Consider the following 24,075-nt stretch of genomic DNA (forward strand, 5'->3'; position numbering starts at 1 on the left):
AGTGCTCATGCCCGCGCTGAACCACCCCCTGCCTCACTTGCAAACCCTGGCCAACGGCCTGCGGGTGTCCCTGCGTCATGCCCCTCACCTGAAACGTTGCGCCGCGGCACTGCGGGTCTGCGCCGGCAGCCACGATGCGCCGGCGGCGTGGCCGGGGCTGGCGCACTTTCTGGAGCACCTGCTGTTTCTCGGCACCGAGCGCTTTCCTGCCGAACAGGGGCTGATGGCCCATGTGCGAAACCAGGGCGGACAGCTCAATGCCAAGACCTGTGAGCGAGCGACCGAGTTCTTCTTCGAGCTGCCGCCCAGTGCTCTTGCCGCCGGCCTGGAACGCCTGTGCGACATGCTCGCCCACCCGCGCCTGGACCTTGATGACCAGCGCCGGGAGCGGGAAGTGCTGCACGCGGAATTTATCGCCTGGTCCCGGGATCAGGCGGCGCAGCGTCAGTTCGCGCTGTTCGACGGTCTGTCTGGCGCTCATCCGCTGCGGGCCTTCCATGCCGGCAACCGTTACAGCCTGAACCTGGCCAGCCGCGGTTTTCAGCAAGCGCTTCAGCAGTTTCATCAAAAGTTTTACCAGGCCGGGCAAATGACCCTGAGCCTGGTCGGCCCCCAGCCTCTGGAAGAACTTCGCGAACTGGCCGAACGCTACGGTGCGACTCTGGCCCAGGGCCGGCATCTTGAGCAGCGCCGACCTCCCGCGCTGTTGCCGAGCGGCACCCGCAGCTATCAACAGCTCGAGGCACAACGCCTGGACCTGCTGTTCGCCTTCGAACAACTGCCCGACGGCGCAGCACCCGCCCTGGACTTTCTCTGTACCTGGCTGCAATCGGCCAAGCCGGGAGGGCTGCTTGCCGGGCTCCAGCAACGCCAGTTGGCCCAGGGCCTGAAGGCACAGACGCTGTATGAATTTGCCGGGCAGGCCTTGTTGCACCTGCAGGTGACCCTTAGCACCCGGGCAACGACAGCCGCGGCCCAGGTCAGCGAGCTGCTCGGAGACTGGCTGGGCTTCTTCAGGGCCCAGGACGATTGGCCCGAGCTGCGGGAGGAATATGCCTTGCTGCAACAACGCCCGTTGCAGGTCGCCAGTGCTCTGGCATTGGCCCAGCGGGATAGCCGCCAGAGCATCGGTGAGCTGAATGCGCAGGGGCTCGCGGCGCTCAAGGCGGTGCTTGCGCAGTTGCAGCCCCAGGTTGTGGATAACTTCAGCAGCGAATGGCGCCTGCCAGCGGCCAACCCTTTCCTGCGCAGCGCTGCCGAGGCGCCGCGGGCGGGACTGATTCGTGGACAGACCAGTGCACACCGCGGGCTGCGCACCTTCGCGCAGGATCGCTCGCGAAGCCGCCGAGAAACTTCGGCACTGCACCTGAGCCAAACCCTGCCCACGGACGGTCATGAAGGGGCCCTGATTCTGCGTTGGCGCCTGGCCTCGCCCGCTCCGGCCGGCTTGCACGAACGGCTGCAGCACAGCCTCGCGCCCCTGCGCAGCGACGCCGCCCAGGCCGGTGTGCAATTGAGCTTTGCCAGCGCTGGCGAAGACTGGTTGCTGACGCTCAGCGGCCTGCAGCCCCCCCTGCCGGCGGTGCTGCAACAGGCCTTGATACAACTGACCCAGCCCGTCGACTCGTTCTGGCAGAAGAACCCTGCCGCCCCGGACGAAGCACCGTTGATGCCAATCCGGCGGCTGCTCAAGGCCTTCAGCGAGCAGCCACAAGCCACCGACGCCCGCTGCACGCAGGCATCGGATCTGCAAGCACTGTGGGCCGACGCCCGCTGGGATGGCCTGGCCCTGGGGTTGCCCGCAGGCATTCAGGAGGCCCTTGGTCGAGTGCTGCAGCGGATGCCCGGCAGTGCAGATGCCGGGCTCTGCCAGCCGCCGGCAGCCGAGGCCGTCCGCCGCTGGCAGAGCCTGCCCGGGGATGCCGGGGAACAGGCGCTGTTGCTGTTCTGCCCCACGCCCGGCCCGCAACTGGCCGATGAAGCGGCCTGGCGCCTGCTGGGCCAGCTCTGCCAGACGCCGTTCTATCAACGCCTGCGGGTGGAGTTGCAGCTGGGCTATGCGGTGTTCAGCGCCGTGCGCCAGCGCAACGGCCAGACCGGCCTGCTGTTCGGCGTGCAATCGCCCAGCGCGACGCTCAGCGAAATCCTTCAGCACGTGGAGCAATTTCTCCAGCAATGGCCGGAGCATCTGCGCACACTCGACGAGGCGTTCTGGAACGAACAGCGACAGGCTTTGGCCCAGCAGTTCCAGGCCTCGCTGCTGCCCCTGGAACAGGCTGCGCAATGGCTCTGGCAGGCGCGACTGGCCGGCCATCCGTCGGATTACCTGACGCAACTGCACGCCAGCATCCTGGCCCTCACGCCCGACACCGTGATTCAGGCCGCCCAGGCCCTGCAGGCGGCGGCCGGTGGCTGGACACTACTGGCCACCGGGCCTTGCCCGGGAGCCCCTTGGCAAGTGGCGCAATGATCATTACCGGCGCTGCAATGAGCTTTCTTAAGATTTGCAGGCAACCTTTTGCGGGAATTTAGTAAGATAGCCCCCTAAGCATCTGAACATCTCCCGCCGGAGGTGGACTATATGTATAGGCAATACCCGTCCCACCCACCTCAAAGGAGCATTTTTATGACCTGGTCCAAACCTGCTTACACCGACCTGCGTATCGGCTTCGAAGTCACCATGTACTTCGCCAGCCGCTGATTTCTGCCTCTGGCCGAAACACGCAGCGCAACGCCTCGGCCCGTCCGGGGCGTTTTTATTTTCAGTTGCCCACCTTGTTCACGTCGTCACCCCGGGAGTGTCCATGTTTGTCCAGATTCTAGGTTCCGCCGCCGGCGGTGGTTTTCCGCAGTGGAACTGCAACTGCGTGAACTGCGCAGGGTTTCGCGACGGCAGCCTGCGGGCCCAGGCCCGCACCCAATCGTCCATCGCCATTTCCGATGACGGGGTGAACTGGGTACTGTGCAACGCCTCCCCGGACATCCGCGCCCAACTGCAGGGCTTCGCCCCCATGCAACCGGGCCGGGCCCTGCGCGATAGCGGAATCGGCGCCATCATCCTGATGGACAGCCAGATCGATCACACCACCGGCCTGCTCAGCCTGCGTGAAGGCTGCCCGCATCAGGTCTGGTGCACCGACATGGTCCACGAAGACCTGAGCACCGGCTTTCCGCTGTTCAAGATGCTCAGCCACTGGAACGGCGGCCTGAACTGGAACCGCATCGAACTGGACCAGAGCTTCAGCATCCCCGCCTGCCCCAACCTGCGCTTCACGCCGCTGCCCCTGCGCAGCGCGGCGCCGCCCTATTCTCCGCACCGTTTCGACCCGCACCCGGGGGACAACATCGGCCTGATCGTCGAAGACCTGCGCAGCGGCGGCAAACTCTTCTATGCCCCGGGCCTGGGCAAAGTCGATGCGCCCCTGCTGGAGATCATGGCCGCCAGCGACGTGCTGCTGGTGGACGGCACCCTGTGGGAAGACGATGAAATGCAGCGCCGTGGCGTCGGCACCCGCACCGGCCAGGAAATGGGCCACCTGGCGCAGAACGGTCCCGGCGGCATGCTCGAGGTGCTGGAGCAACTGCCCCGCCAGCGCAAGGTGCTGATCCACATCAACAACACCAACCCGATCCTCGACGAAGACTCCGCCGAACGTGCCGAACTGGTACGTCGAAAGGTGGAAGTGGCTTACGACGGAATGAGTATTGAGCTGTAGGCCATATCGCCTACAAGCTCGCTTTGCGTAGGAGCGGGCTTGCCCGCGAAAGGACAGCCCCCCGGAGAACACACATGACCGACACCCCCCTGTCCCCTGCCGAGTTCGAGCAGGCACTGCGCGCCAAGGGCGCCTATTACCACATCCATCACCCCTATCACGTGGCGATGTATGAAGGCCGGGCAAGCCGCGAACAGATCCAGGGCTGGGTCGCCAACCGCTTCTACTACCAGGTGAACATCCCCATGAAGGATGCGGCGATCCTCGCCAACTGCCCGGACCGGGAAGTTCGCCGCGAGTGGATCCAGCGCCTGCTGGACCACGACGGCGCCCCCGGTGAGGACGGCGGCATCGAGGCCTGGCTGCGCCTGGGCCAGGCGGTGGGCCTGGACCCGGAGCAACTGCGTTCCCAGGAACTGGTACTGCCCGGGGTGCGCTTCGCCGTGGACGCCTACGTCAACTTCGCCCGCCGCGCCAGTTGGCAGGAGGCCGCCAGCAGCTCGCTGACCGAGCTGTTCGCCCCACAGATCCACCAGTCGCGCCTGGACAGCTGGCCCCAGCATTACCCGTGGATCGACCCGGCCGGCTACGAGTACTTCCGCACCCGACTGGGCCAGGCCCGGCGCGATGTGGAACACGGCCTGGCCATCACCCTGCAGCACTACACCACCCGTGCCGGCCAGGAACGCATGCTGGAAATTCTCCAGTTCAAACTGGACATCCTTTGGAGCATGCTCGACGCCATGAGCATGGCCTATGAACTGAACCGCCCGCCTTATCACAGCGTTACCGATCAGCGGGTCTGGCATAAAGGGATCCCTCTATGAGTTTCGACCGCAGCAAGACCCCACGCTGGCGCCCCGGCTACCGCTTCCAGTACGAACCGGCGCAAAAGGGCCACGTGCTGCTGTACCCGGAAGGCATGATCAAGCTCAACGACAGCGCGGCACTGATCGGTGGCCTGATCGACGGCGAGCGGGACGTGGCGGCGATCATCCAGGAGTTGGAGGTGCAGTTCCCCGGAGTGGCCGAGCTCGGTGACGATATCGAGCAGTTCATGGAGGTCGCCCGTGCCCAGCACTGGATCGAACTCGGCTGAAGCCGTCGTGCCCGACAAACCGCCAGTCGGCCTGCCACTGTGGTTGCTGGCCGAGCTGACTTACCGCTGTCCGCTGCAATGCCCCTACTGCTCCAATCCCCTGGATTTCGCCGAGCAGGGCAAGGAGCTGAGCACCGAGCAATGGATCAAGGTGTTTCGCGAGGCGCGGGAGATGGGCGCCGCGCAGCTGGGCTTTTCCGGCGGTGAGCCTCTGGTGCGCCAGGACCTGGCCGAACTGATCGGCGAGGCGCGCAAGCTGGGTTTCTACACCAACCTGATCACCTCCGGCATCGGCCTCACCGAACAGAAGATCAGCGACTTCAAGAAAGCCGGCCTGGACCACATCCAGATCAGCTTCCAGGCCAGCGACGAGCAGGTGAACAACCTGCTGGCCGGCTCGAAGAAAGCCTTCGCGCAGAAGCTGGAAATGGCCCGTGCGGTCAAGGCCCACGGTTACCCGATGGTGCTGAACTTCGTCACCCACCGGCACAACATCGACAGAATCGACCGCATCATCGAGCTGTGCATCGCCCTGGAAGCCGACTTCGTCGAGCTCGCCACCTGCCAGTTCTACGGCTGGGCCCAGCTCAACCGCGTCGGCCTGCTGCCGACCAAGGAGCAGCTGGTGCGCGCGGAATGCATCACCAACGAGTACCGCGCCAAGCTGGAAGCCCAGGGCCATCCCTGCAAACTGATCTTCGTCACCCCGGACTACTACGAAGAGCGCCCCAAGGCCTGCATGAATGGCTGGGGCAGCATCTTCCTCACCGTGACCCCGGACGGCACCGCCCTGCCCTGCCACGGCGCGCGGCAGATGCCGGTGCAGTTCCCCAATGTGCGCGACCACAGCATGCAGCACATCTGGTACGACTCCTTCGGCTTCAACCGCTATCGCGGCTACGACTGGATGCCCGAGCCGTGCCGCTCCTGCGACGAGAAGGAAAAGGACTTCGGTGGCTGCCGCTGCCAGGCCTTCATGCTCACGGGGGATGCCAGCAATGCCGACCCGGTGTGCAGCAAATCGGAACACCACGGGATGATTCTCAAGGCCCGCGAAGAATCCGAAACCGCCACCCAAACCATTGAGCAACTGGCCTTTCGCAATGAACGAAACTCACGCCTCATCGCCAAGGGTTGAGCCCTTCAGCGCCAACCAGGCCACCGCCGCCGGAACCGATTTTGCCGAACTGCAACTGACGCCCCACGGCCTGTTCTGGAATGAATACCGTCCCGCAGACGCCAGTTGCCGGATCTGGCATTGGCAGCAAGGCCAGGCCCGTTGCCTGACCCCGGCGGGTTTCAGCGCCCGCAGCCGGGTCTACGAATACGGCGGCGGCGCCTTCTGCATCAGCGGCGAACACCTGGTGTTCGTCAATGACGCGGACCAGCAGCTGTATCGCCAGCCCCTGGCCGGCGGCGCGCCAGAAGCCCTGACCCGGGGCGCTTGCCGCTACGGAGATCTGCAGGCTCACGCCGAGCAGGTCCTGGCCGTGGAAGAGTGCGCCAACGAGCACCGGCTGGTGGCCATCGACCTCCACGACGGGGGTCGGCAGCTGCTCGCCGCCGGGGCCGACTTCTATGCCGCTCCGACCTTGAGCGCCAACGGCCAACGCCTGGCCTGGATCGAATGGGATCGCCCTCATCAGCCCTGGACCTGCACTCGCCTGATGCTCGCCGAGCGCCAAGGCGACGGCACCTGGGGTGAACCGCGCTGCGTAGCCGGGGACGGCGAGCAGGAATCCCTGCAGCAGCCACGCTTCGACCAGGACCAGCAACTGTACTGCCTGACCGATCGCCAGGGTTTCTGGCAACCCTGGGCCGAATCCGGCAGCGGCTTGCGGCCGCTGCCCTGTGCCGCGGCCGATCACGCTCCAGCGCCCTGGCAGCTGGGCTGCAGCACCTGGATGCCCCTGGGCGGTGACGCCTGGTTCGGCAGCTGGACCGAGAATGGCTTCGGCCGTCTCGGCCTGCACCACGCCGACGGTGCGCAACAGGACTTCAGCGGCGACTACAGTCGCTTTCGCGGCCTGGCGCTGGATCAGCGCTACCTGTATTGCATCGCCGCCTCCCCCGTCAGCCCCTCGGCCGTGATCACCATCGAGCGGGAAACCCGGCAGGTACAGGTACTGGCCGGCGGCGTGGCGCCGCTGCCGGCGGAACACATCAGCCGTCCGCAAACCCTGTGCTACCCCAGCGGCGATGGCCAGGCCCATGGTTTCTTCTATCCGGCCATGAACGGGGTCAAGCGACCGCCCCTGGTGGTGTTCATCCACGGAGGTCCGACCTCGGCCTGCTATCCGATACTCGATCCGCGCATCCAGTTCTGGACCCAGCGCGGCTTCGCCGTGGCCGATCTGAACTACAGGGGCAGCAGCGGCTATGGCCGGGCCTATCGCCAGGCCCTGCACCTGCGCTGGGGCGAAGTGGATGTGGAAGATGCCTGCGCGGTGGTGTCCTACCTGGACCAGCAAGGGCTGATCGACCCACGGCAGGCATTCATCCGTGGCGGCAGCGCGGGGGGCTATACCACCCTCTGTGCCCTGGCTTTCGCCAAGGTGTTCTGTGCCGGCGCCAGCTTGTACGGGGTCAGCGACCCCATTGCCCTCAGCCGTTCCACGCACAAGTTCGAGGGCGACTATCTGGACTGGCTGATCGGCGATCCGCAGCAGGACCGGCAGCGCTATCTGGCCCGCACACCGCTGCTGCACGCCGGCGACATCCGCGTCCCGGTGGTGTTTTTCCAGGGCGAGCTGGACGCCGTGGTGGTGCCGCAACAAACCCGCGACATGCTCAAGGCGCTCAAGGACCAGGGCATTGCCGCCGAGGCGCATTACTACCCGGATGAACGCCACGGCTTTCGCAAGGCGGACAACCAGGCTCACGCCCTGGAGCAGGAGTGGCGGTTCTATCAGAAGGTGCTGCAGGCGCAGCCTTGAGCAAGGCCCGCCCGTTCCAGCGCAACGGGCGGGCCGGACCATCAGCGTTTGGCGATGATGTAGACCGCGTGGACGATACCGGGGATGTAGCCACACAGGGTCAGCAGGATGTTCAGCCAGAAAGCGCCGCCAAAGCCCACTTGCAGAAATACCCCCAGGGGCGGCAAGAGAATGGCGAAGATGATGCGGATCAAGTCCATAGGGCAGCTCCTGTTGGAAATCGGCTCGGTTGAGCCTTGCCTGCAATCGACCCCGGCTGCGGGCCAGGGTTCAGAACAATCACCCGCCAGCCCGCAGGGCGGTCTTGTTGCAGTGGCTCTGCCCCAATGGCATTCAGCCGATGACAGCGACGGCCCGGGTCGATAGGCGCAACGAGCCAGCAAGCGACCGAGGTTTCAAGGGCCACACCGGACGCTGAACAACACGGAGACAAAAAAACGCCCCGTGCGAAAAATCGGACACGGGGCGATGCGTTATACCGCGAGACGGTTCAGGAATTCAGTCAACGTGAGGTGGCAGCAAACCTCGGTGAAGCGCGCCGGATCGGCCTGGATATCAGACCACCACCCCCTTGCGGCATTGCAGTTGTGCAGTGCGCACCCGGGAGAACGCCCGGGCCAGGCGCAGCAGCATTTCATCGATATTGCCCTTGCTGACACTCAGGGCCGGGGTGAAGCGCAGGCAGTCCGGTTGCGGGGCACTGAGCAACAACCCTTCGAGCAGCGCCGCCTTGACCACCGCCTCAGCCGAGGCGTCGGCCAGGCTCATGCCCCAGAGCAGTCCATGGCCACGCACTTCGCCCTGTGCATAACGGCTCGCCAGGCGCGTCAGCCCCTGCCCCAGGTACTGGCCATGGGTGCGCACCTGCTGCAGAAAGCCGTGCTCCTGCAGACTGTCCAGCACCGCCAGGCCGGCCGAAGTCATCAGCGCATTGCCGTGATGCGTGCCGTCCAGTTCGCCCGCTTCGAAACAGCAGGCCTTGCCCCGCGCCAGCAGCGCCGCCAGCGGCACGCCGCCGCCCAGGCCCTTGCCCAAGGCAATGATGTCGGCGCGCACGCCATACAACTGTTCGGCCAGCAGCGTGCCGCAGCGGCCGATGCCGGTCTGCACCTCATCGAGAATCAACAGGATGCCCAGCTCACGACACAGACGTTCCACGCCCTTGAGGTAGTGTTCAGTCGCTGGAATGACCCCGGCCTCGCCCTGGATCGGCTCCAGCATGATGGCCACGGTTTGCGCATCCACTGCCGCGTGCAAAGCGGGCAGATCATTGAACGGCACCTGGCTGAAGCCCGGCAGCTGAGGCTCGAAGCGATTGCCCGGGGCACCACGCCCCGCCGCCGACAGCGCGGCAAAACCCCGACCATGACAACTGCGACTGGCGGTGATGATGCCGGCCGCGCCGCCTCGGTGCAGTTGTCCCCACTTGCGGGCCAGCTTGATCGCGGCCTCGCAGGCTTCGCTGCCACTGCTCAACAGATAGGCCTGGTCGCTGCCGGTGCTGCGGCACAGGCGATCGGCAAGCTTGAGCATGCCGCGGTTGTAGAAACCCGAGCCGGGGTTGATCAGCGACTGGGCCTGGGCGGCCAGGGCATTGACCACGACCGAAGGGCTATGGCCCAGGCTGTTGGCGGCTCCGGCCTGGGTGAAGTCAAGATAGGTGCGGTCATTGCTGTCCCATAACCAGGAACCCTGGCCACGGACGAACACCGTCTGGGGACGCGGCACGCTGGGCATCAGGCACTCACTGGCACAGCCATCGTCCGCGGCAGCCAGACAGGGCTCGACGGCCAGATCCTCCAGACTGGGCGGGGTACGGCGCAGATTGAACAGATTCATGCCCGCAAGCCCTCCAGGGGCAGTCCCAACAAGCGCGAGGACCAGTCCTCGACACGACCGGTGCGCAGGCGCTTGATGGCAATATCGCGCCAGCGCGAGGACAGCGCGGGGCAGTCAATCAGGGTTTTCAGACCGACAGGCTCCAGGGGCTCCCGGAAAAAACAGCGTAGGGCCCAGGCCACGGTCAGGCCGGGATAACTGCGCTGGATCAGTTCCAAGGGTTCGTCCGCCTGGACGAAGCCGGGTTTGAGCACCCGGTAGAACCAGCCACAGCGGCCATTGTCCTGGGCCTGCTGGGGCAGATTGACCAGCCCCCAGCGCCGGCTCAGGCGGTAGCAGGGGGAACGGGGCTGACTGACCTGCAACAACGCACCGCCCCAGCGGAACATGTCCCCCAGGCACACCTGCTCTTCGGTCAGGCCGCGGGTCGAGAGATTTTCGCCAAAGGCCGGGGCCGACCAATCGAACTGTGGATAACGTTTGCGCCAGTGGGCGTAGTGCTCGGCGGGATAGTGATGCAGGGCCCGTTCAGGACCGCTATGAAAGCGCGGATCACCCTGCTCATCGCTGCCCAGGCCTTGTGGCCACAACCAGAGACGGTTTGCAACCGGGTGCTTGTCGGTATCTATGACCAGACCCTGGCCGAGATTTTTTGCCTTGCCTATGTAAACACCATCGACGTAAACGGTATTCATCGCCCTTCTTGGCCCTGTAAGCCTTGTGAATAGGCGCTAGACTAGGCGCCTTGCGGGCTCCGGGCCATTTCGATTTTTAAGCTTTTTCGATAAGAAATACTTATGGATTTTAAGCAACTGCGTTATTTCGTCGCGGTGTATGAAGAAGGCCACGTGGGCCGTGCTGCAGAGCGCCTGTCGATCTCACAACCGGCACTGTCCCAGCAGATCCGCCAACTGGAGCAGAACCTCGACGTCAGCCTGTTTGAACGCAGCAGCAAGCGGCTCTTGCCGACCCTGGCCGCCCACACCCTCTACAATCACGCCCTGCCCCTGCTCGATGGCCTGCAACAGGCCCGCGAAGCCTTGCGCAACTTCAAGGGCCAAGCCCTGCGCACCCTGGCCATCGGCGTACTGCAAACGGTGCACACCAGCCTGGTGCCGCAGATGCTCGAACGGGTACGCAAAGCCCAGCCCCATCTGGTGGTGCAGATCTACGAACTGACGGGCCTGGAGATCGAACGGCGCTTGCTCAATGGCTCGCTGGACATCGGCATCAGCTACCTGCCGCCACGCCAGCCCGGCCTGCATGGCGTTCCGCTCTATGAAGACGAGCTGACACTGGTCATCCCCGCGCAACACCCGTTGCGCGAATTCAAGAAGGTGTCCATGAGCCAGGCGGCGGAACTGCCGATGTTGCTACTGGGAGAGGAGTTTCAGGTGCGCCAGATCTGGCAGGCACAACTGGCCAATCTGGGACGGCGCCCGCAGGTACAGGCGGAACTGAACAATATGGCCGGCATCCTCGACAGCCTGCCCCACACCCAGCTGGCCACCGTGCTTCCGGGGCGTTCGCAACAGCAGCACAGCAACAGCGAATTGCTGTGGAAGCCCTTGAGCGAACCCAGGGTGCCATTGAAAGTCGGATTGGTCTGTCGCGATCTGCAGCGTCAGCAGGGGACGCTGGAATTGCTGCGAACCTTGCTGGAAGACTCGATGAGCACCCACGACGGACGCCTGGGCACAACGGTGGTGCCGGACATCCTGGGCTGAACTCGCCGGAATAAAAAAGCCGGGCAAAAGAAAACCCCGCCGAAGCGGGGTTTTGCAGACTGTTTCCCTGACATCCTTTTCACTCCACCATCCTGGCGGAATCCTACGTGTCCGTGTTGTTGCTTTGCGCTTCCTGCGCGACGTCCATGTGAAGTAGATTAGCCTCAGCCGTCATCTACCGATATGGACGATCAGCAGCACGTTATGTAAGAGATTACTTACAAAGTCCCTTGCCCGTTAAAACTGCTCAGCCGGCAGCAGGAACAGCGATTCGCTACCCGCTTTCACCGAGGCGGTCAGGGAGTGAATACGCGGCAGCAGACGTGCAAAGTAGAACCGTGCAGTCCCCAGCTTGCTGGCATAGAACGCCTCTTCCTGCTCCTTGCCCAGGGCCGCCTTGGCCATCAACGCCCACATGTAGGCATAAGCGGTGTAGCCAAACACCTGCAGGTATTCCACCGATGCCGCACCAATTTCATTCGGGTTGCTGATCGCTCGATCCAGCAACCAGGCGGTCAGCTCATCCAGATTGTCCAGAGCCGCATTCAACGGCCGGGTGAACTCTGCCAGCTGCCCATCGGCCGTCGCGGTGAAATGGCGGATCTCATCGGCGAACAGGCGGTAGAAAGCCCCGCCGCTGCCCACGATCTTGCGCCCCACCAGGTCCAGGGCCTGGATGCCGTTGGTGCCTTCGTAGATCTGGGTGATCCGCACGTCGCGCACCAGCTGTTCCTGGCCCCATTCACGAATGTAGCCGTGCCCACCAAAGATCTGCTGGCCATGCACCGTGGTTTCCAGGCCCAGGTCGGTGAGGAATGCCTTGGCCACGGGGGTCAGCAAGGCCACCAGGCTTTCCGCCCGCTGGCGGGTCTGGGCGTCCTCGCTGAACTTGGCGGTATCGAGCTGCATCGCCACATAGGTGGAAAATGCCCGACCGCCTTCGTTGGCGGCCTTCATGGTCAGCAGCATGCGCCGTACGTCCGGGTGCACGATGATCGGATCGGCGACCTTGTCCTTGGCTTGCGGCCCGGTCGGCGCACGACTCTGCAGACGGTCACGAGCATACTCGACAGCGTTCTGATAGGAGCGCTCACCGGTGGCCAGCCCCTGGATACCCACGCCCAGGCGCTCGTAGTTCATCATGGTGAACATCGCCGCCAGGCCCTTGTTCGGCTCGCCGACCAGGTAACCAATGGCCTGATCGAAGTTCATCACGCAGGTGGCCGAAGCCTGGATCCCCATCTTGTGCTCGATCGAACCGCAGCTCACCGGGTTGCGCTCGCCCAGGCTGCCATCGGCGTTGACCAGGAACTTGGGCACCAGGAACAGGGAAATCCCCTTGGGACCGGCCGGGGCGTCCGGCAGCTTGGCCAGCACCAGATGGATAATGTTTTCCGTCAGGTCGTGCTCACCACCGGTAATGAAGATCTTGGTCCCGCTGATGGCGTAGGCTCCGTCGGCCCGGGGTTCGGCCTTGGTGCGAATGATGCCCAGGTCGGTACCGGCATGGGGCTCGGTCAGGCACATGGAACCGGCCCAGACACCGGCATACATGTTCGGCAGGTAAGTGGCTTTCAGCTCTTCGCTGGCGTGGGCGTTGATCGACAGGCAGGCGCCCGCCGTCAGCATCGGATACAGACCAAAGGCCAGGCTCGCGGAGTTGACCATTTCCTCGACCTGGGCGGAAACCGCCTTGGGCATGCCCATGCCGCCAAACTCAGGATCACCGCCCACACCCACCCAACCGCCTTCGGCATAGGTCTGATAGGCCTGGGGGAACCCCTGGGGAGTGGTGACCGCGGTGTCGTTCCAGTGACAGCCTTCCTCGTCGGCAGCGCGGCTCAGCGGAGCGATACTGCGGGCAGTGACCTTGCCCGCTTCCTCCAGAATCGCCTCGACCGTCTCGGCATCCACAGTCTCAGCCAATGCCGGTAACTGGGCCCAGAGTTTGGCGACCTCGAAAACTTCATTGAGGACGAAGCGCATATCGCGCAGGGGCGCTTTGTAGTCAGCCATGGCAAACCTCGCAGGATCTAAACAAGCGGACCGCAACGGGCCCATTGACGAAAAGCCGAGTGTACCCGAACAACTTTTGCGACACATAGGGTCAACTAGTGACTTTATTGTTATTTTTGGTCACAGCCATGAATACGCAAGACAAAGCCCGCGCGAAGCGGGCTTCATCCGGGCATCCCGGCTATTTACAGAGCGAACCAATGCGCCGGGAGCTGCATCAGGCAATCACTGCCGGCGTCGATCGCCGCCAGATGCGAAGCGGTACGCGGCAACAGGCGCTTGAAGTAGAACTCACAGGTCGCCAGCTTGGCGCGGGCAAAATCGCTGTCCCCCTGCCCGGCATCGAGCTGTTGCTGAGCCGCCAGGGCCATGCGCAGCCAGAGATAGGCCAGGACGATGTAACCGCTGTACATCAGGTAATCCAGGGCCGCCGCCCCCACTTCGTCCGGGTTCTTCAGCGCGGCCATGCCGATCCGGGTGGTCAACTCGCCCCACTGCCGGTTCAAGCCATCAAGTTGCGCAATATAGGCCTTGAGCTGAGGATGCTCGGCATGGGCCCCACAGAACCTGTGCACGATCTTGGTGAACCCCAGCAACAGCTTGCCCTGGCTGCCCAGAACCTTGCGCCCCAGCAAGTCCAGAGCCTGGATGCCGTTGGTGCCTTCATAGATCAGGGCGATACGACAATCGCGCACCAGTTGTTCCATGCCCCATTCACGAATGTAGCCGTGACCGCCAAACACCTGCATGCCGTGGTTGGTCACTTCAAGGCCGGTCTCGGTCATGAACGCCTTGCAGATCGGGGTCAGGAACGCCAGGAGGTTCTCGGCATCCTGACGCTGGGCCGGGTCGGTGTTCAGGTGGGCCACGTCCAGCAACTGGGCGGTGAAATAGGCGAGGGCACGGTTGCCCTCGTTGAAGGCTTTCATGGTCAACAGCATGCGCCGCACATCCGCATGGACGATGATCGGATCCGCCGCCTTGTCCGGGGACTTGGGCCCGCTCAGGGAGCGCATCTGCAAACGATCGTTGGCGTAGCGGACCGCGCCCTGGAAACTGGCTTCCCCCAGGCACAAGCCCTGCATCCCGGTGCCCAGGCGCGCGTGGTTCATCATGGTGAACATGCAGTTCAGGCCCTTGTTGGCCTCGCCCAGCAGAAAGCCCCTGGCCCCGTCGAAGTTCAATACGCAAGTGGCCGAGGCCTTGATCCCCATCTTGTGCTCGATGGAGCCGCAACTCAGCGCATTGCGCTCGCCGGCCTCTCCTGCCGCATCCGGCAGGAACTTGGGCACGATGAACAGGGAAATGCCCTTGGTCCCGGCCGGTGCGTCCGGCAGCTTGGCCAGCACCAGATGAATGATGTTCTCACTCATGTCGTGCTCGCCGGCAGAGATGAAAATCTTGCTCCCCGACACGGCATAGCTACCGTCGGCCTGGGGTATGGCGCGGGTCTTGATCAGCCCCAGATCCGTGCCGCAGTGGGCCTCGGTCAGGCACATGGTGCCGGTCCATTGCCCGGCGGTGAGTTTGCGCAGGTACAACTGTTTCTGCTCATGGCTGCCATGGGCATGAATCGCCGACATGGCGCCATGGGTCAGCCCCGGGTACATGCCCCAGGAGGTGTTGCTGGAACCCACCATCTCGCCGATCACCAGTCCCAGGGACTGGGGCAGCCCCTGGCCGCCATAGGCCGGATCGGCGGCCAGGCCATGCCAGCCGCCTTCGACGTATTGCGCGAAGGCCTGCTTGAAGCCCTTGGGGGTGGTCACTGCGCCATTGTCAAAATGGCAGCCTTCCTCGTCGCCCGAGCGATTCAGCGGGGCCAGGACGCTCTCGCAGAACTTCGCGCCTTCCTCAAGGATCGCGTGGACCATGTCCGGGCTGGCATCGCTGGCACCCAGCGCGGCATAGCCGGCATGAAAGTCAAAGACGTGATCGATCAGAAAGCGCATGTCGCGCAGGGGAGCTTGATACTCGGGCATGGTGGTTTCTCCGGCAGCAGATCAGCCCAACCTACTGCCGTCGCCCTCAGCCTGCCAATGACGCTGCAGTCGCTGAATGCACCGTCATCAGTCAACCCGCAGCGGTATCCATGCGCACCGCACCGCGGCGGTTCTGCCCGAACGCCATGACACAGTTACGGCCAGCACCCTTGGCGCTATAGAGCGCCTGGTCGGCGGCCTTGAGCACTTCCTCGGGGGTCCGGTGCTCCATCAGCCGCTCGGCGACACCGATACTGATGGTCACCGAAACACTGGATGCTCCCGCCGCGCCACGGCGCTGGCGCCCCTGTTGGTCATCCTGGGGACGGCTGTCCTGGTTGCGCAGCTGAATGTTGTAGGTGGCAATGATCTCGCGAATCATCTCCAGGTGCGGCATGCATTCATCCAGGGTCTTGCCGGCGAACACCACGGCGAACTCTTCCCCGCCATAGCGATAGGCCCGCCCGCCGCCGGTGACTTTCGACAGCTTGCTGGCCACCAGGCGCAACACCTGGTCGCCCACGTCGTGGCCGTGGGTGTCGTTGAATTTCTTGAAGTGGTCGACGTCGGTCATGGCCAGCACATAGTTGCGCCCCAGGCGCTGCATCCGCTCATTGAGCGCCCGTCGCCCCGGCAGGCCAGTGAGCTCGTCGCGAAAGGCCATCTGATAGGCCTCATGGGCCACCGCCGCGGCGATCATCAGCATCACCTGGCTGCACATGATGTTCAGGGTGAAGGGCAGGATGAAGGTCTTGGGCAGCATCCAGAACAGCCCCAGCAGGCCCACCAGCTGCGCCGCGTGCAGCGGTCGCGGACTGCGCCAATACTGGATCGCCAACAACAGGAAGGCGGCGAAGAACACCGGATACGACAACTGGATCAGGCTCATCCAGCTGCCGTGCAAGGCCGGCCAGCGAATCTCCGCCAGCCAGTTCAGCAAGGCCTGCGGGTAACTCTGCTCCAGGCCCAGGGCCACACTGCCAAATGCCAGCAGCACGGCAAAGCGCGCCACCATGTCCTGAAACAGATGGGTGCGCTCCTGCCAGGCGGCGAAAAGGCCAAACAGCAAGGGCAGCAGCAGACAGCACAGATGAAACACCACCGCCGCATCTTCGCGGACCCGGCCGTTATCCCGATAGAAGTCGGTCTGGGTATCCAGCAGGAAATAGGCGATGTACACCGTGACCATCAGGAACAGTTCGCGCTGACGACGATACACCGCGCAATAGGCTCCGCCGAGCAACAGCACCAGGGTTGGCAGCACGTTGAACAGCGAAGTGAAGAAGACGTTGAGGTCCTTGACGTAGGCGGCCGCCAGCCCCGCAAGCAAGAGCAGTAAAGACGGTAGAAAGTGACTGAAACGTACAGCGGAAGAACGCGGCAAGGGTAAAACTCCGACCCGGCTGATCAATAGATGGCATTGTGCCTTCGTTTACTGAAGTTGAGCACACTTGCTGTGACGGACATCACATTGCCATCTCTTTAACGGCAGGAAATCGCATCTGCTTAGCGTTTTAGTCGGGAATTTTCATGAAGAATCTGCGGGCACAAAAAAGCCGCTCGACCCGAAGGGCGAGCGGCTTGGCAAAGGCGTTCAGTCAGGCTCAGTAAGCCAGGCCGAAGTCCTCTTCCTTCATGTCCATCAGGTTGTTGGCACCCGACAGCATGCTGGCAACGTGCGTGCGGGTACGCGGCAGGATGCGCTGGAAGTAGAAGCGCGCCGTCTGCAGCTTGGCGGTGTAGAACGCCTCTTCGGTCGTACCGGCTGCCAGTTTTTCAGCCGCCAGGCGCGCCATATCGGCCCAGAAGTAGGCCAGGCAGGCGTAACCGGAATACATCAGGTAGTCCACCGAAGCAGCACCGACTTCCTCACGGTCCTTCATCGCGGCCATGCCCACTTTCATGGTCAGCTCGCCCCACTCCTTGTTCAGTGCGGCCAGCGGTGCAACGAACTCCTTCACGGCCTCGTTGCCTTCGTTGTTCTGGCAGAACTTGTGGACGATCTTGGTGAAGCCCTTGAGCGCCTCGCCCTGAGTCATCAGCACTTTACGGCCCAGCAGGTCCAGAGCCTGGATGCCGGTGGTGCCTTCGTACAGCATCGAGATACGGCTGTCGCGAACGTTCTGCTCCATGCCCCACTCGGCGATGAAGCCGTGGCCACCGTAGATCTGCACACCGTGGTTGGCGGATTCGAAACCGACTTCGGTCATGAAGGCCTTGGCGATCGGCGTCATGAAAGCCAGCAGTGCATCGGCTTTCTTCTTCTCTTCTTCATCCACGCCGTACTTGACGATGTCCACCTGCTTGGCGGTGAAGTAGACCATCGCCCGGTTGCCTTCGGCGAAGGCTTTCATGGTCAGCAGCATGCGACGCACGTCAGGGTGCACGATGATCGGGTCAGCGGCCTTGTCCGGCGCTTTCGGGCCAGTCAGGGAGCGCATTTGCAGACGGTCGCGAGCGTATTTCAGACCACCCTGGAAGCCGATCTCGGCGTGGGCCAGGCCTTGCAGAGCAGTACCCAGACGCGCGGTGTTCATGAAGGTGAACATGCAGTTCAGGCCTTTGTTCGCCGGGCCGATGAGGAAACCGGTGGCCGCGTCGAAGTTCATCACGCAGGTGGCGTTACCGTGGATGCCCATCTTGTGTTCCAGGGAGCCGCAGCTCACCGCGTTGCGCTGGCCGACGCTGCCGTCGGCGTTGGGCAGGAACTTGGGCACGATGAACAGCGAGATGCCTTTGGTGCCGGCAGGTGCATCCGGCAGGCGGGCCAGAACGATATGGACGATGTTGTCGGCCATGTCGTGTTCACCGGCGGAGATGAAGATCTTGGTGCCGGTAACCTTGTAGGAACCATCAGCCTGAGGCTCGGCCTTGGTCCGCAGCATGCCCAGGTCGGTGCCGCAGTGCGGCTCGGTCAGGCACATGGTGCCGGTCCACTCGCCCGACACCAGCTTGGTCAGGTAGGCCTCTTGCTGCTCGGGGGTGCCGTGCTCGGAAATGGTGTTCATCGCGCCATGGGACAGGCCTGGGTACATGCCCCACGACCAGTTGGCCTCGCCGACCATTTCGCTCACTGCCAGGCCCAGGGACTCAGGCAGGCCCTGGCCACCGTGCGCGACGTCGTGAGCCAGGCTTGGCCAGCCGCCTTCGACGAATTGCTTGTAGGCTTCCTTGAAGCCGGTCGGGGTCTTAACGCCGGATTCACTCCAGGTGCAACCTTCCAGGTCGCCCACACGGTTCAGCGGAGCAAGTACCTGCTCACAAAACTTCGCACCTTCCTCGAGAATGGCGTCAACCATGTCCGGAGTGGCGTCCTGGCAAGCCGGGAGGCTCTGATAGTGCGCCTCATAGCCGAGCAGCTCGTCACGAACGAAGCGAATATCACGCAAGGGGGCCTTGTAGTCAGGCATAGCGATAAACCTCTGCTGATGTAACCGGGAATGAACAACCGCGTTGATTTTTTATAGCGGTCAAACAGGTGTTTGAAACATACGTTTAGGCCCAAATCTTGTCAAGCGCCGCTCCAATGCCTTTCGTCATCGAAACAAAACACACGCGCAGGCCAATACCCACAGCGCTGCCGTGAAGTGTAGGAGCCGGCTCACCGGCGATCAGTTACACAAGGAAATGAAGAAGAGGAACTACAGAAGGGAAAGGCATGAGCAAAAGCCCGCCTCCCCTCAGGGAAACGGGCTTTTGCACAAAGCGATCAAGCGTAGGTATCGATCAGGGTACCGAGCGCCTCATCAGAGGCCTTGGCAACCTTGACTCCCAGCTCCACCTGGATCTTGCCCATGGACATATCGACCATGCTGCTGGCCAGGTCCGACTCCTGGCTGCGATCCACGCCGTTCAGGCGATTGACCTGATCGGCAGACGCCCGGCTGTCGGAAGAGCGCTCGACGGCGCTGCTGGCGATCTGGCTGGAACCTTGATCGACACGATTCTGTCCGGCCTGAATGGCATTCAGTCCGGCGTAGAAAGCGCTGTTCCCGGAAATTTCCATGGAAGGACTCGACCTTGAAAATGAGTGACAGGTGTCATTGAAGCAGACGCGTCAAGAAAACACCCGTCAAAAACACTAATGGCAATATGCCTCTTCATAGGCAAAATCTAGTCCAGCAAGTCCAGTTGCAGGTGCTCGGCCACCGCCTCGGCGCTGGCCGGCTTGAGTCGCGGCACTCTGCCAAGGCACGGCGCAGGCAAGCGTTCAGCCAAAGTCGCCAGGTTTTCTTCCAGACGAGAGGTCTTCGGCTCGATGATATTGGCCACCCAGCCCGCCAGCTGCAGACCGTCCTGGGCAATCGCCTCGGCGCTCAGCAATGCGTGATTGATGCAACCCAGGCGCACGCCCACCACCAGAATCACCGGCAACCCCAGGGCCATGGCCAGGTCCGACAGATTGTCCTGATCGGCCAGGGGCACCCGCCAGCCCCCGGCCCCTTCAATCAGGGTGAAGTCCGCGCCCTTGGCCAACAATTCACGCATCGGCATCAACAGCGATTGCACCGTCAACGCCACACCGGCCTCCCGCGCCGCGAGATGGGGCGCGATGGCCGGCTCGAAGGCGAACGGGTTGACCTCTTCATAGCTCAGTGGCAACGACGACTGGGCCAGCAACGCCAGGGCATCGGCATTGCGCAGGCCCTTGGGACCCACCTCGCAACCGGAAGCCACCGGCTTGCCCGCCGCGGTGCTCAACCCGGCCAGACGCGCCGCGTGGAGCAGCCCGGCAGCGATGGTGGTCTTGCCCACATCGGTGTCGGTGCCAGTAATGAAATAGGCAGGACTCATGGCGCTTTCTCCAACACGGCGTAGACCACCTGATAAGTCGCCGGCAGCCCCCTGGGCTGACGAAAGCCTTCATAAGCCTCAATCAGCCCGGCGATACGCGCCCGTCCAGTGAGGCCGCCGGGGCGACCGGGGTTCAGATTGTGCGCACCCAAGGCCTTCAACTCATGGGTCAGGCTGCGCACATCCGGGTAATACAGCACATGGGGGCTCTTCTCCAGGCTGTGCACCTGCAGGCCGCTGGCCTCACACAACTGACGATAGCGTTCGAACTCACGGAAACGATTGACGTGCACCTGCCCGTCGACCCGCCCCCAGCTCTCGCGCAACTCGTGCAAGGTGCCGACACATAAGCTGGCAAATGCCAGCACGCCCCCCGGTTGCAGCACCCGCCGAGCCTCGCTGAGCACCGCCGAAAAATCCGCACACCACTGCACCGCCAGGCTGGAAAAAATCAGTCCGCAACTGTCGTTCTGCAAGGGCAGGCGCTCGGCGTCGCCGGCGATGAAATGCTCGGCCCCGCCCAGAGGCCGCGCATGTTCGAGCATGCCCTGGGCGATATCCAGGGCCAGCCCCTGGCTGCCCGCAAAGCGTTGCCCCAGCACACGACTGAAATGCCCGGTGCCGCAACCCAGGTCGAGCCATCTGGCGGGGACGAGTCCTGCAGGCAAGCGATTCAACAACTGCTGGCCGACCGCTCGCTGCAACTCGGCGACACTGTCGTAACTGGCCGCAGCGCGGGAAAAAGAAGCCGCTACCTGACGCTTGTCAGGCAGGCCTGCGGGCAAGACAGCAACAGACAGATCAGTCATCACCGGACTCATGCAAGAAAGCCTGGATCGCCCCCGCCACTCCATGGGGATCCTCCAGAAGAAAACCGTGGCTGGCCTGCTCGATCAGGCCAACTTCTATATCCGGCAGCAAGGCCAGCAACTCGGCGGCCGCCTCGGCAGGCACCAGAGCATCCAGCCCGGCGAACAGGTGCAACTGCGGGCCGCGAAACCCCAGCAGGGCTTCGCGCGTATCCAGCTGCGCCAACAACTCCAGGCCCGCCATCAGCACCGGCCCCGGCGTGGTCGGCGCGCCGCCCAGCAGCATCCGCGACAAGCCGCGGGGATCGGCCGCACCCTGGGCACACAGCAGGGAAAAGCGCTTGAGGGTGGTGCGCGGATCAGCGGCGCAGCCGGCCAGAAAGCCGTCGAACGTCTCACCGGCCATGGCACTGGACCATTGCTCGTGCGCAACGAAACTGGGGTTGCTGGCCAGGGTCAACAAGCCGCAGCAGCGCTCGCCGCGTCGGGCCGCCAGCTCCGCGGCGAGCATACCGCCCAGGGACCAGCCCCCCAGCCAGGCGTCATCCGGCACCGCGTCATCGAGTTCGTCCAGCCATGCCTGCGGATCGCTGGAGGTCAGCTCCGGCAGGGGTTCGATCTCCACCCGCAAGTGTTCATCCAGCCCCTGCAACGCGGCAGCCAGGGGTTCCAGGGGCGACACGCCCAGCCCCCAGCCCGGCAACAGAATCAGTCGATCACGCATGGCTCGGCCTCGTTTGCAGTTCACTGAAACAATCCGCCAACGCGCTTAACAATAGCTGCACCTGCGCCTCGCTGTGGGCGGCGGACAACGTCACCCGCAGCCGCGCACTGCCGGCCGGCACGGTCGGCGGACGGATGGCGGTGACCATGATTCCCCGCGAGCGGAGCATCCGTGACAACTCCACGGCCCGGGCACTGTCGCCGACCATGATCGGCTGGATCGGGGTAAAACTGTCCATCAGCTCCAGGCCAATCTGCTCGGCCCCCAGCCGGAACTGGCGGATCAGATTGGCCAGGTGCTCGCGCCGCCAGTGTTCGCTGCGCAGCAACTCCAGGCTCTTGCGCGTGGCGCAGGCCAGCGCTGGCGGTTGGCTGGTGGTGTAGATGTAGGGCCGGGCGAACTGGATCAGGGTTTCGATCAAGTCCTCGCTGCCAGCGACAAAGGCCCCGGCGGTGCCGAACGCCTTGCCCAGGGTGCCCACCAGCACCGGCACTGCATCCAGCCCCAGGCCGAAGTGCTCCACCAGTCCGCCGCCATTGGCCCCCAGCGGGCCGAAACCATGGGCGTCGTCCACCATCAACCAGGCACCGCGGGCCGTGGTTTCCCGGGCCAGGGCCGGCAGGTCGGCAACATCGCCGTCCATGCTGAACACCCCGTCGGTGACCACCAGGGTATTGCCGGTGGCCTTTTCCAGGCGCTTGGCCAGGCTGGCTGCATCGTTATGCAGATAGCGGTTGAAGCGGGCTCCCGAAAGCAGCCCGGCATCCAGTAGCGAGGCGTGATTGAGGCGATCCTCCAGCACCGTATCGCCCTGCCCGACCAGGGCCGTGACCGCACCGAGATTGGCCATGTAGCCCGTGCTGAACAGCAACGCCCGCGGGCGCCCCGTGAGGTCCGCCAGGGCTTCTTCCAACTCGTGGTGAGGCGTGCTGTGGCCAATCACCAGATGCGAGGCCCCACCGCCCACGCCCCAGCGGCTGGCCGCGTCGCGCCAGGCTTCGATCACTTGCGGATGATTGGCCAGGCCCAGGTAGTCGTTGTTGCAGAAGGCCAGCAACGGCTGCCCGTCCACCACCACTTGCGGCCCCTGGGGGCTTTCCAGCAGCGGACGCTGGCGATACAGATGTTCGGCACGGCGGGCAGCGAGGCGCGCGGCGAGATCAAAAGACATGCAGGCCTCGATGTTGGCTCACAGACACATTACCCGTAGGAGCGGGCTGGCCCGCGAAGCGAACAACCCGCCACCCGCCGGATTCGCGCGGTTCACGGGGTTCGCCGGCAAGCCGGCTCCTACGGCACAGGGTCAGACGGCGGCGTTGTAGAACTGCTCGCTGCTTTTCTGCTCCACCAGGGCCTGCTCGATAGCGGCCTGATGCACTTCGTCGGCATGCTCTTCCCGGGCTTCGGGCTGGATGCCCAGACGGGCGAACAGTTGCATGTCCTTGTCGGCCTGTGGGTTGGCGGTGGTCAGCAGCTTGTCGCCATAGAAAATCGAGTTGGCACCGGCGAAGAAGGCCAGGGCCTGCATCTGCTCGTTCATCGCTTCGCGACCGGCGGACAGACGCACGTGGGATTGCGGCATGAGGATCCGCGCCACCGCGAGCATGCGGATGAAGTCGAACGGATCCACGTCTTCGGCGTTCTCCAGCGGGGTGCCGGCCACTTTCACCAGCATGTTGATCGGCACCGACTCCGGATGCTCCGGCAGGTTGGCCAGCTGGATCAGCAGACCGGCGCGGTCGTCGAGGGATTCGCCCATGCCGAGGATGCCGCCGGAGCAGATCTTCATCCCCGCGTCGCGTACGTAGGCCAGGGTCTGCAGGCGCTCACTGTAGGTGCGGGTGGTGATGATGCTGCCGTAGAACTCCGGCGAGGTGTCGAGGTTGTGGTTGTAGTAGTCCAGGCCGGCCTTGGCCAGGGCTTCGGTCTGCTCCTGATCCAGGCGCCCCAGGGTCATGCAGGTTTCCAGGCCCATGGCCTTCACGCCTTTGACCATCTCCAGCACATAGGGCATGTCCTTGGCCGACGGGTGTTTCCAGGCGGCGCCCATGCAGAAACGCGTGGAACCAATGGCCTTGGCCCGGGCGGCTTCTTCCAGGACCTTCTGCACTTCCAGAAGTTTTTCCTTTTCCAGGCCGGTGTTGTAGTGACCGGACTGCGGACAATATTTGCAATCTTCCGGGCAGGCGCCGGTCTTGATCGACAGCAGCGTGGAAACCTGGACCCGATTGGCATCGAAATGCGCGCGGTGCACCGTCTGCGCCTGGAACAGCAAGTCATTGAACGGCTGGACGAACAGGGCTTTGACTTCAGCCAAAGTCCAGTCATGACGCAGGGTAGCGGTGGTGCTGGCGCTCATGGGCGATTCCTTGATTATGCTTGGCAAGCGGCGCTGGACAGGGAAGGTCCACGGCCGCGACACGGATGTCCGGC

The 24,075-nt window shown here is 63.7% G+C and carries 21 protein-coding genes; 8 read left to right on the forward strand and 13 right to left on the reverse strand.

The features are described 5' to 3' along the window. The first annotated feature begins 7 nt into the window (after positions 1 to 7). From pqqF to POS17_RS27750, 7 genes are all read left to right on the forward strand, one after another. Positions 8 to 2,470: a pyrroloquinoline quinone biosynthesis protein PqqF gene (pqqF, locus tag POS17_RS27725; protein ID WP_060841390.1), complete on the forward strand. Its 2,463-nt coding sequence runs from the start codon at positions 8 to 10 to the stop codon at positions 2,468 to 2,470. 156 nt (positions 2,471 to 2,626) lie between these two features. Further along, positions 2,627 to 2,701, forward strand: a complete 75-nt coding sequence (pqqA, locus tag POS17_RS31350; RefSeq protein WP_003194766.1) for a pyrroloquinoline quinone precursor peptide PqqA — start codon at positions 2,627 to 2,629, stop codon at positions 2,699 to 2,701. A 103-nt stretch (positions 2,702 to 2,804) separates the two neighbouring features. Beyond that, a complete protein-coding gene (gene pqqB, locus POS17_RS27730; protein ID WP_060841391.1) occupies positions 2,805 to 3,716 on the forward strand; it encodes a pyrroloquinoline quinone biosynthesis protein PqqB in 912 nt (303 codons plus the stop codon). A gap of 74 nt (positions 3,717 to 3,790) precedes the next feature. After that, positions 3,791 to 4,543 (forward strand): pyrroloquinoline-quinone synthase PqqC, encoded by a 753-nt coding sequence (gene pqqC / locus POS17_RS27735; protein WP_060841392.1) that lies wholly within the window; start codon positions 3,791 to 3,793, stop codon positions 4,541 to 4,543. Continuing rightward, the gene (pqqD, locus tag POS17_RS27740; RefSeq protein WP_060841393.1) at positions 4,540 to 4,815 is read left to right on the forward strand and encodes a pyrroloquinoline quinone biosynthesis peptide chaperone PqqD; all 276 of its coding nucleotides are present in this window, start codon (positions 4,540 to 4,542) and stop codon (positions 4,813 to 4,815) included. The genes pqqC and pqqD overlap by 4 nt, the downstream gene beginning before the upstream one ends. Beyond that, positions 4,787 to 5,953, forward strand: a complete 1,167-nt coding sequence (pqqE, locus tag POS17_RS27745) for a pyrroloquinoline quinone biosynthesis protein PqqE (protein WP_060841394.1) — start codon at positions 4,787 to 4,789, stop codon at positions 5,951 to 5,953. The genes pqqD and pqqE overlap by 29 nt, the downstream gene beginning before the upstream one ends. Continuing rightward, positions 5,919 to 7,751: a S9 family peptidase gene (locus POS17_RS27750; protein ID WP_060841395.1), complete on the forward strand. Its 1,833-nt coding sequence runs from the start codon at positions 5,919 to 5,921 to the stop codon at positions 7,749 to 7,751. Before pqqE ends, POS17_RS27750 begins: the two co-directional genes overlap by 35 nt. 41 nt (positions 7,752 to 7,792) lie before the next feature. On the opposite strand, the gene POS17_RS31355 is transcribed toward POS17_RS27750, so the two are convergent. From POS17_RS31355 to POS17_RS27760, 3 genes are all read right to left on the reverse strand, one after another. Next, entirely contained in the window at positions 7,793 to 7,951 is a 159-nt protein-coding gene (locus tag POS17_RS31355; RefSeq protein ID WP_011063854.1) for a YqaE/Pmp3 family membrane protein, read from the reverse strand. A 355-nt stretch (positions 7,952 to 8,306) separates the two neighbouring features. Then, a complete protein-coding gene (locus POS17_RS27755) occupies positions 8,307 to 9,590 on the reverse strand; it encodes an aspartate aminotransferase family protein (protein ID WP_060841396.1) in 1,284 nt (427 codons plus the stop codon). Then, positions 9,587 to 10,285: an MOSC domain-containing protein gene (locus POS17_RS27760; protein ID WP_060841397.1), complete on the reverse strand. Its 699-nt coding sequence runs from the start codon at positions 10,283 to 10,285 to the stop codon at positions 9,587 to 9,589. The genes POS17_RS27755 and POS17_RS27760 overlap by 4 nt, the downstream gene beginning before the upstream one ends. Positions 10,286 to 10,387: 102 nt before the next feature. Here POS17_RS27760 and POS17_RS27765 point away from each other — a divergent pair, with 102 nt between their 5' ends. Beyond that, a complete protein-coding gene (locus POS17_RS27765) occupies positions 10,388 to 11,317 on the forward strand; it encodes a LysR family transcriptional regulator (protein ID WP_060841398.1) in 930 nt (309 codons plus the stop codon). 237 nt (positions 11,318 to 11,554) lie between these two features. On the opposite strand, the gene POS17_RS27770 is transcribed toward POS17_RS27765, so the two are convergent. The 10 genes from POS17_RS27770 to bioB all read right to left on the reverse strand — a co-directional run bounded on the left by POS17_RS27770 (position 11,555) and on the right by bioB (position 24,001). After that, a complete protein-coding gene (locus tag POS17_RS27770; protein ID WP_060841399.1) occupies positions 11,555 to 13,333 on the reverse strand; it encodes an acyl-CoA dehydrogenase C-terminal domain-containing protein in 1,779 nt (592 codons plus the stop codon). A 185-nt stretch (positions 13,334 to 13,518) separates the two neighbouring features. After that, complete coding sequence (locus tag POS17_RS27775; protein WP_060841400.1) at positions 13,519 to 15,315, reverse strand: acyl-CoA dehydrogenase C-terminal domain-containing protein; 1,797 nt, start codon at positions 15,313 to 15,315, stop codon at positions 13,519 to 13,521. A 91-nt stretch (positions 15,316 to 15,406) separates the two neighbouring features. Further along, entirely contained in the window at positions 15,407 to 16,699 is a 1,293-nt protein-coding gene (locus POS17_RS27780; protein ID WP_060841401.1) for a GGDEF domain-containing protein, read from the reverse strand. Between the two features lie 220 nt (positions 16,700 to 16,919). Then, positions 16,920 to 18,725 (reverse strand): phenylacyl-CoA dehydrogenase, encoded by a 1,806-nt coding sequence (locus tag POS17_RS27785; protein WP_060841402.1) that lies wholly within the window; start codon positions 18,723 to 18,725, stop codon positions 16,920 to 16,922. Positions 18,726 to 19,024: 299 nt separating this feature from the next. Continuing rightward, entirely contained in the window at positions 19,025 to 19,321 is a 297-nt protein-coding gene (locus tag POS17_RS27790) for a hypothetical protein (protein ID WP_060841403.1), read from the reverse strand. Positions 19,322 to 19,428: 107 nt separating this feature from the next. Next, positions 19,429 to 20,109, reverse strand: a complete 681-nt coding sequence (gene bioD, locus POS17_RS27795; RefSeq protein ID WP_060841404.1) for a dethiobiotin synthase — start codon at positions 20,107 to 20,109, stop codon at positions 19,429 to 19,431. Further along, the gene (gene bioC, locus POS17_RS27800; protein ID WP_060841405.1) at positions 20,106 to 20,918 is read right to left on the reverse strand and encodes a malonyl-ACP O-methyltransferase BioC; all 813 of its coding nucleotides are present in this window, start codon (positions 20,916 to 20,918) and stop codon (positions 20,106 to 20,108) included. Before bioC ends, bioD begins: the two co-directional genes overlap by 4 nt. Then, entirely contained in the window at positions 20,911 to 21,642 is a 732-nt protein-coding gene (locus tag POS17_RS27805) for an alpha/beta fold hydrolase (protein ID WP_060841406.1), read from the reverse strand. The genes bioC and POS17_RS27805 overlap by 8 nt, the downstream gene beginning before the upstream one ends. Further along, positions 21,635 to 22,813, reverse strand: a complete 1,179-nt coding sequence (gene bioF, locus POS17_RS27810) for an 8-amino-7-oxononanoate synthase (RefSeq protein ID WP_060841407.1) — start codon at positions 22,811 to 22,813, stop codon at positions 21,635 to 21,637. Before bioF ends, POS17_RS27805 begins: the two co-directional genes overlap by 8 nt. A 132-nt stretch (positions 22,814 to 22,945) precedes the next feature. Further along, complete coding sequence (gene bioB, locus POS17_RS27815; RefSeq protein WP_060841408.1) at positions 22,946 to 24,001, reverse strand: biotin synthase BioB; 1,056 nt, start codon at positions 23,999 to 24,001, stop codon at positions 22,946 to 22,948. Positions 24,002 to 24,075: the final 74 nt, after the last annotated feature.

It is taken from the genome of Pseudomonas sp. Os17 (assembly GCF_001547895.1).
Classification (GTDB): Bacteria; Pseudomonadota; Gammaproteobacteria; order Pseudomonadales; family Pseudomonadaceae; genus Aquipseudomonas.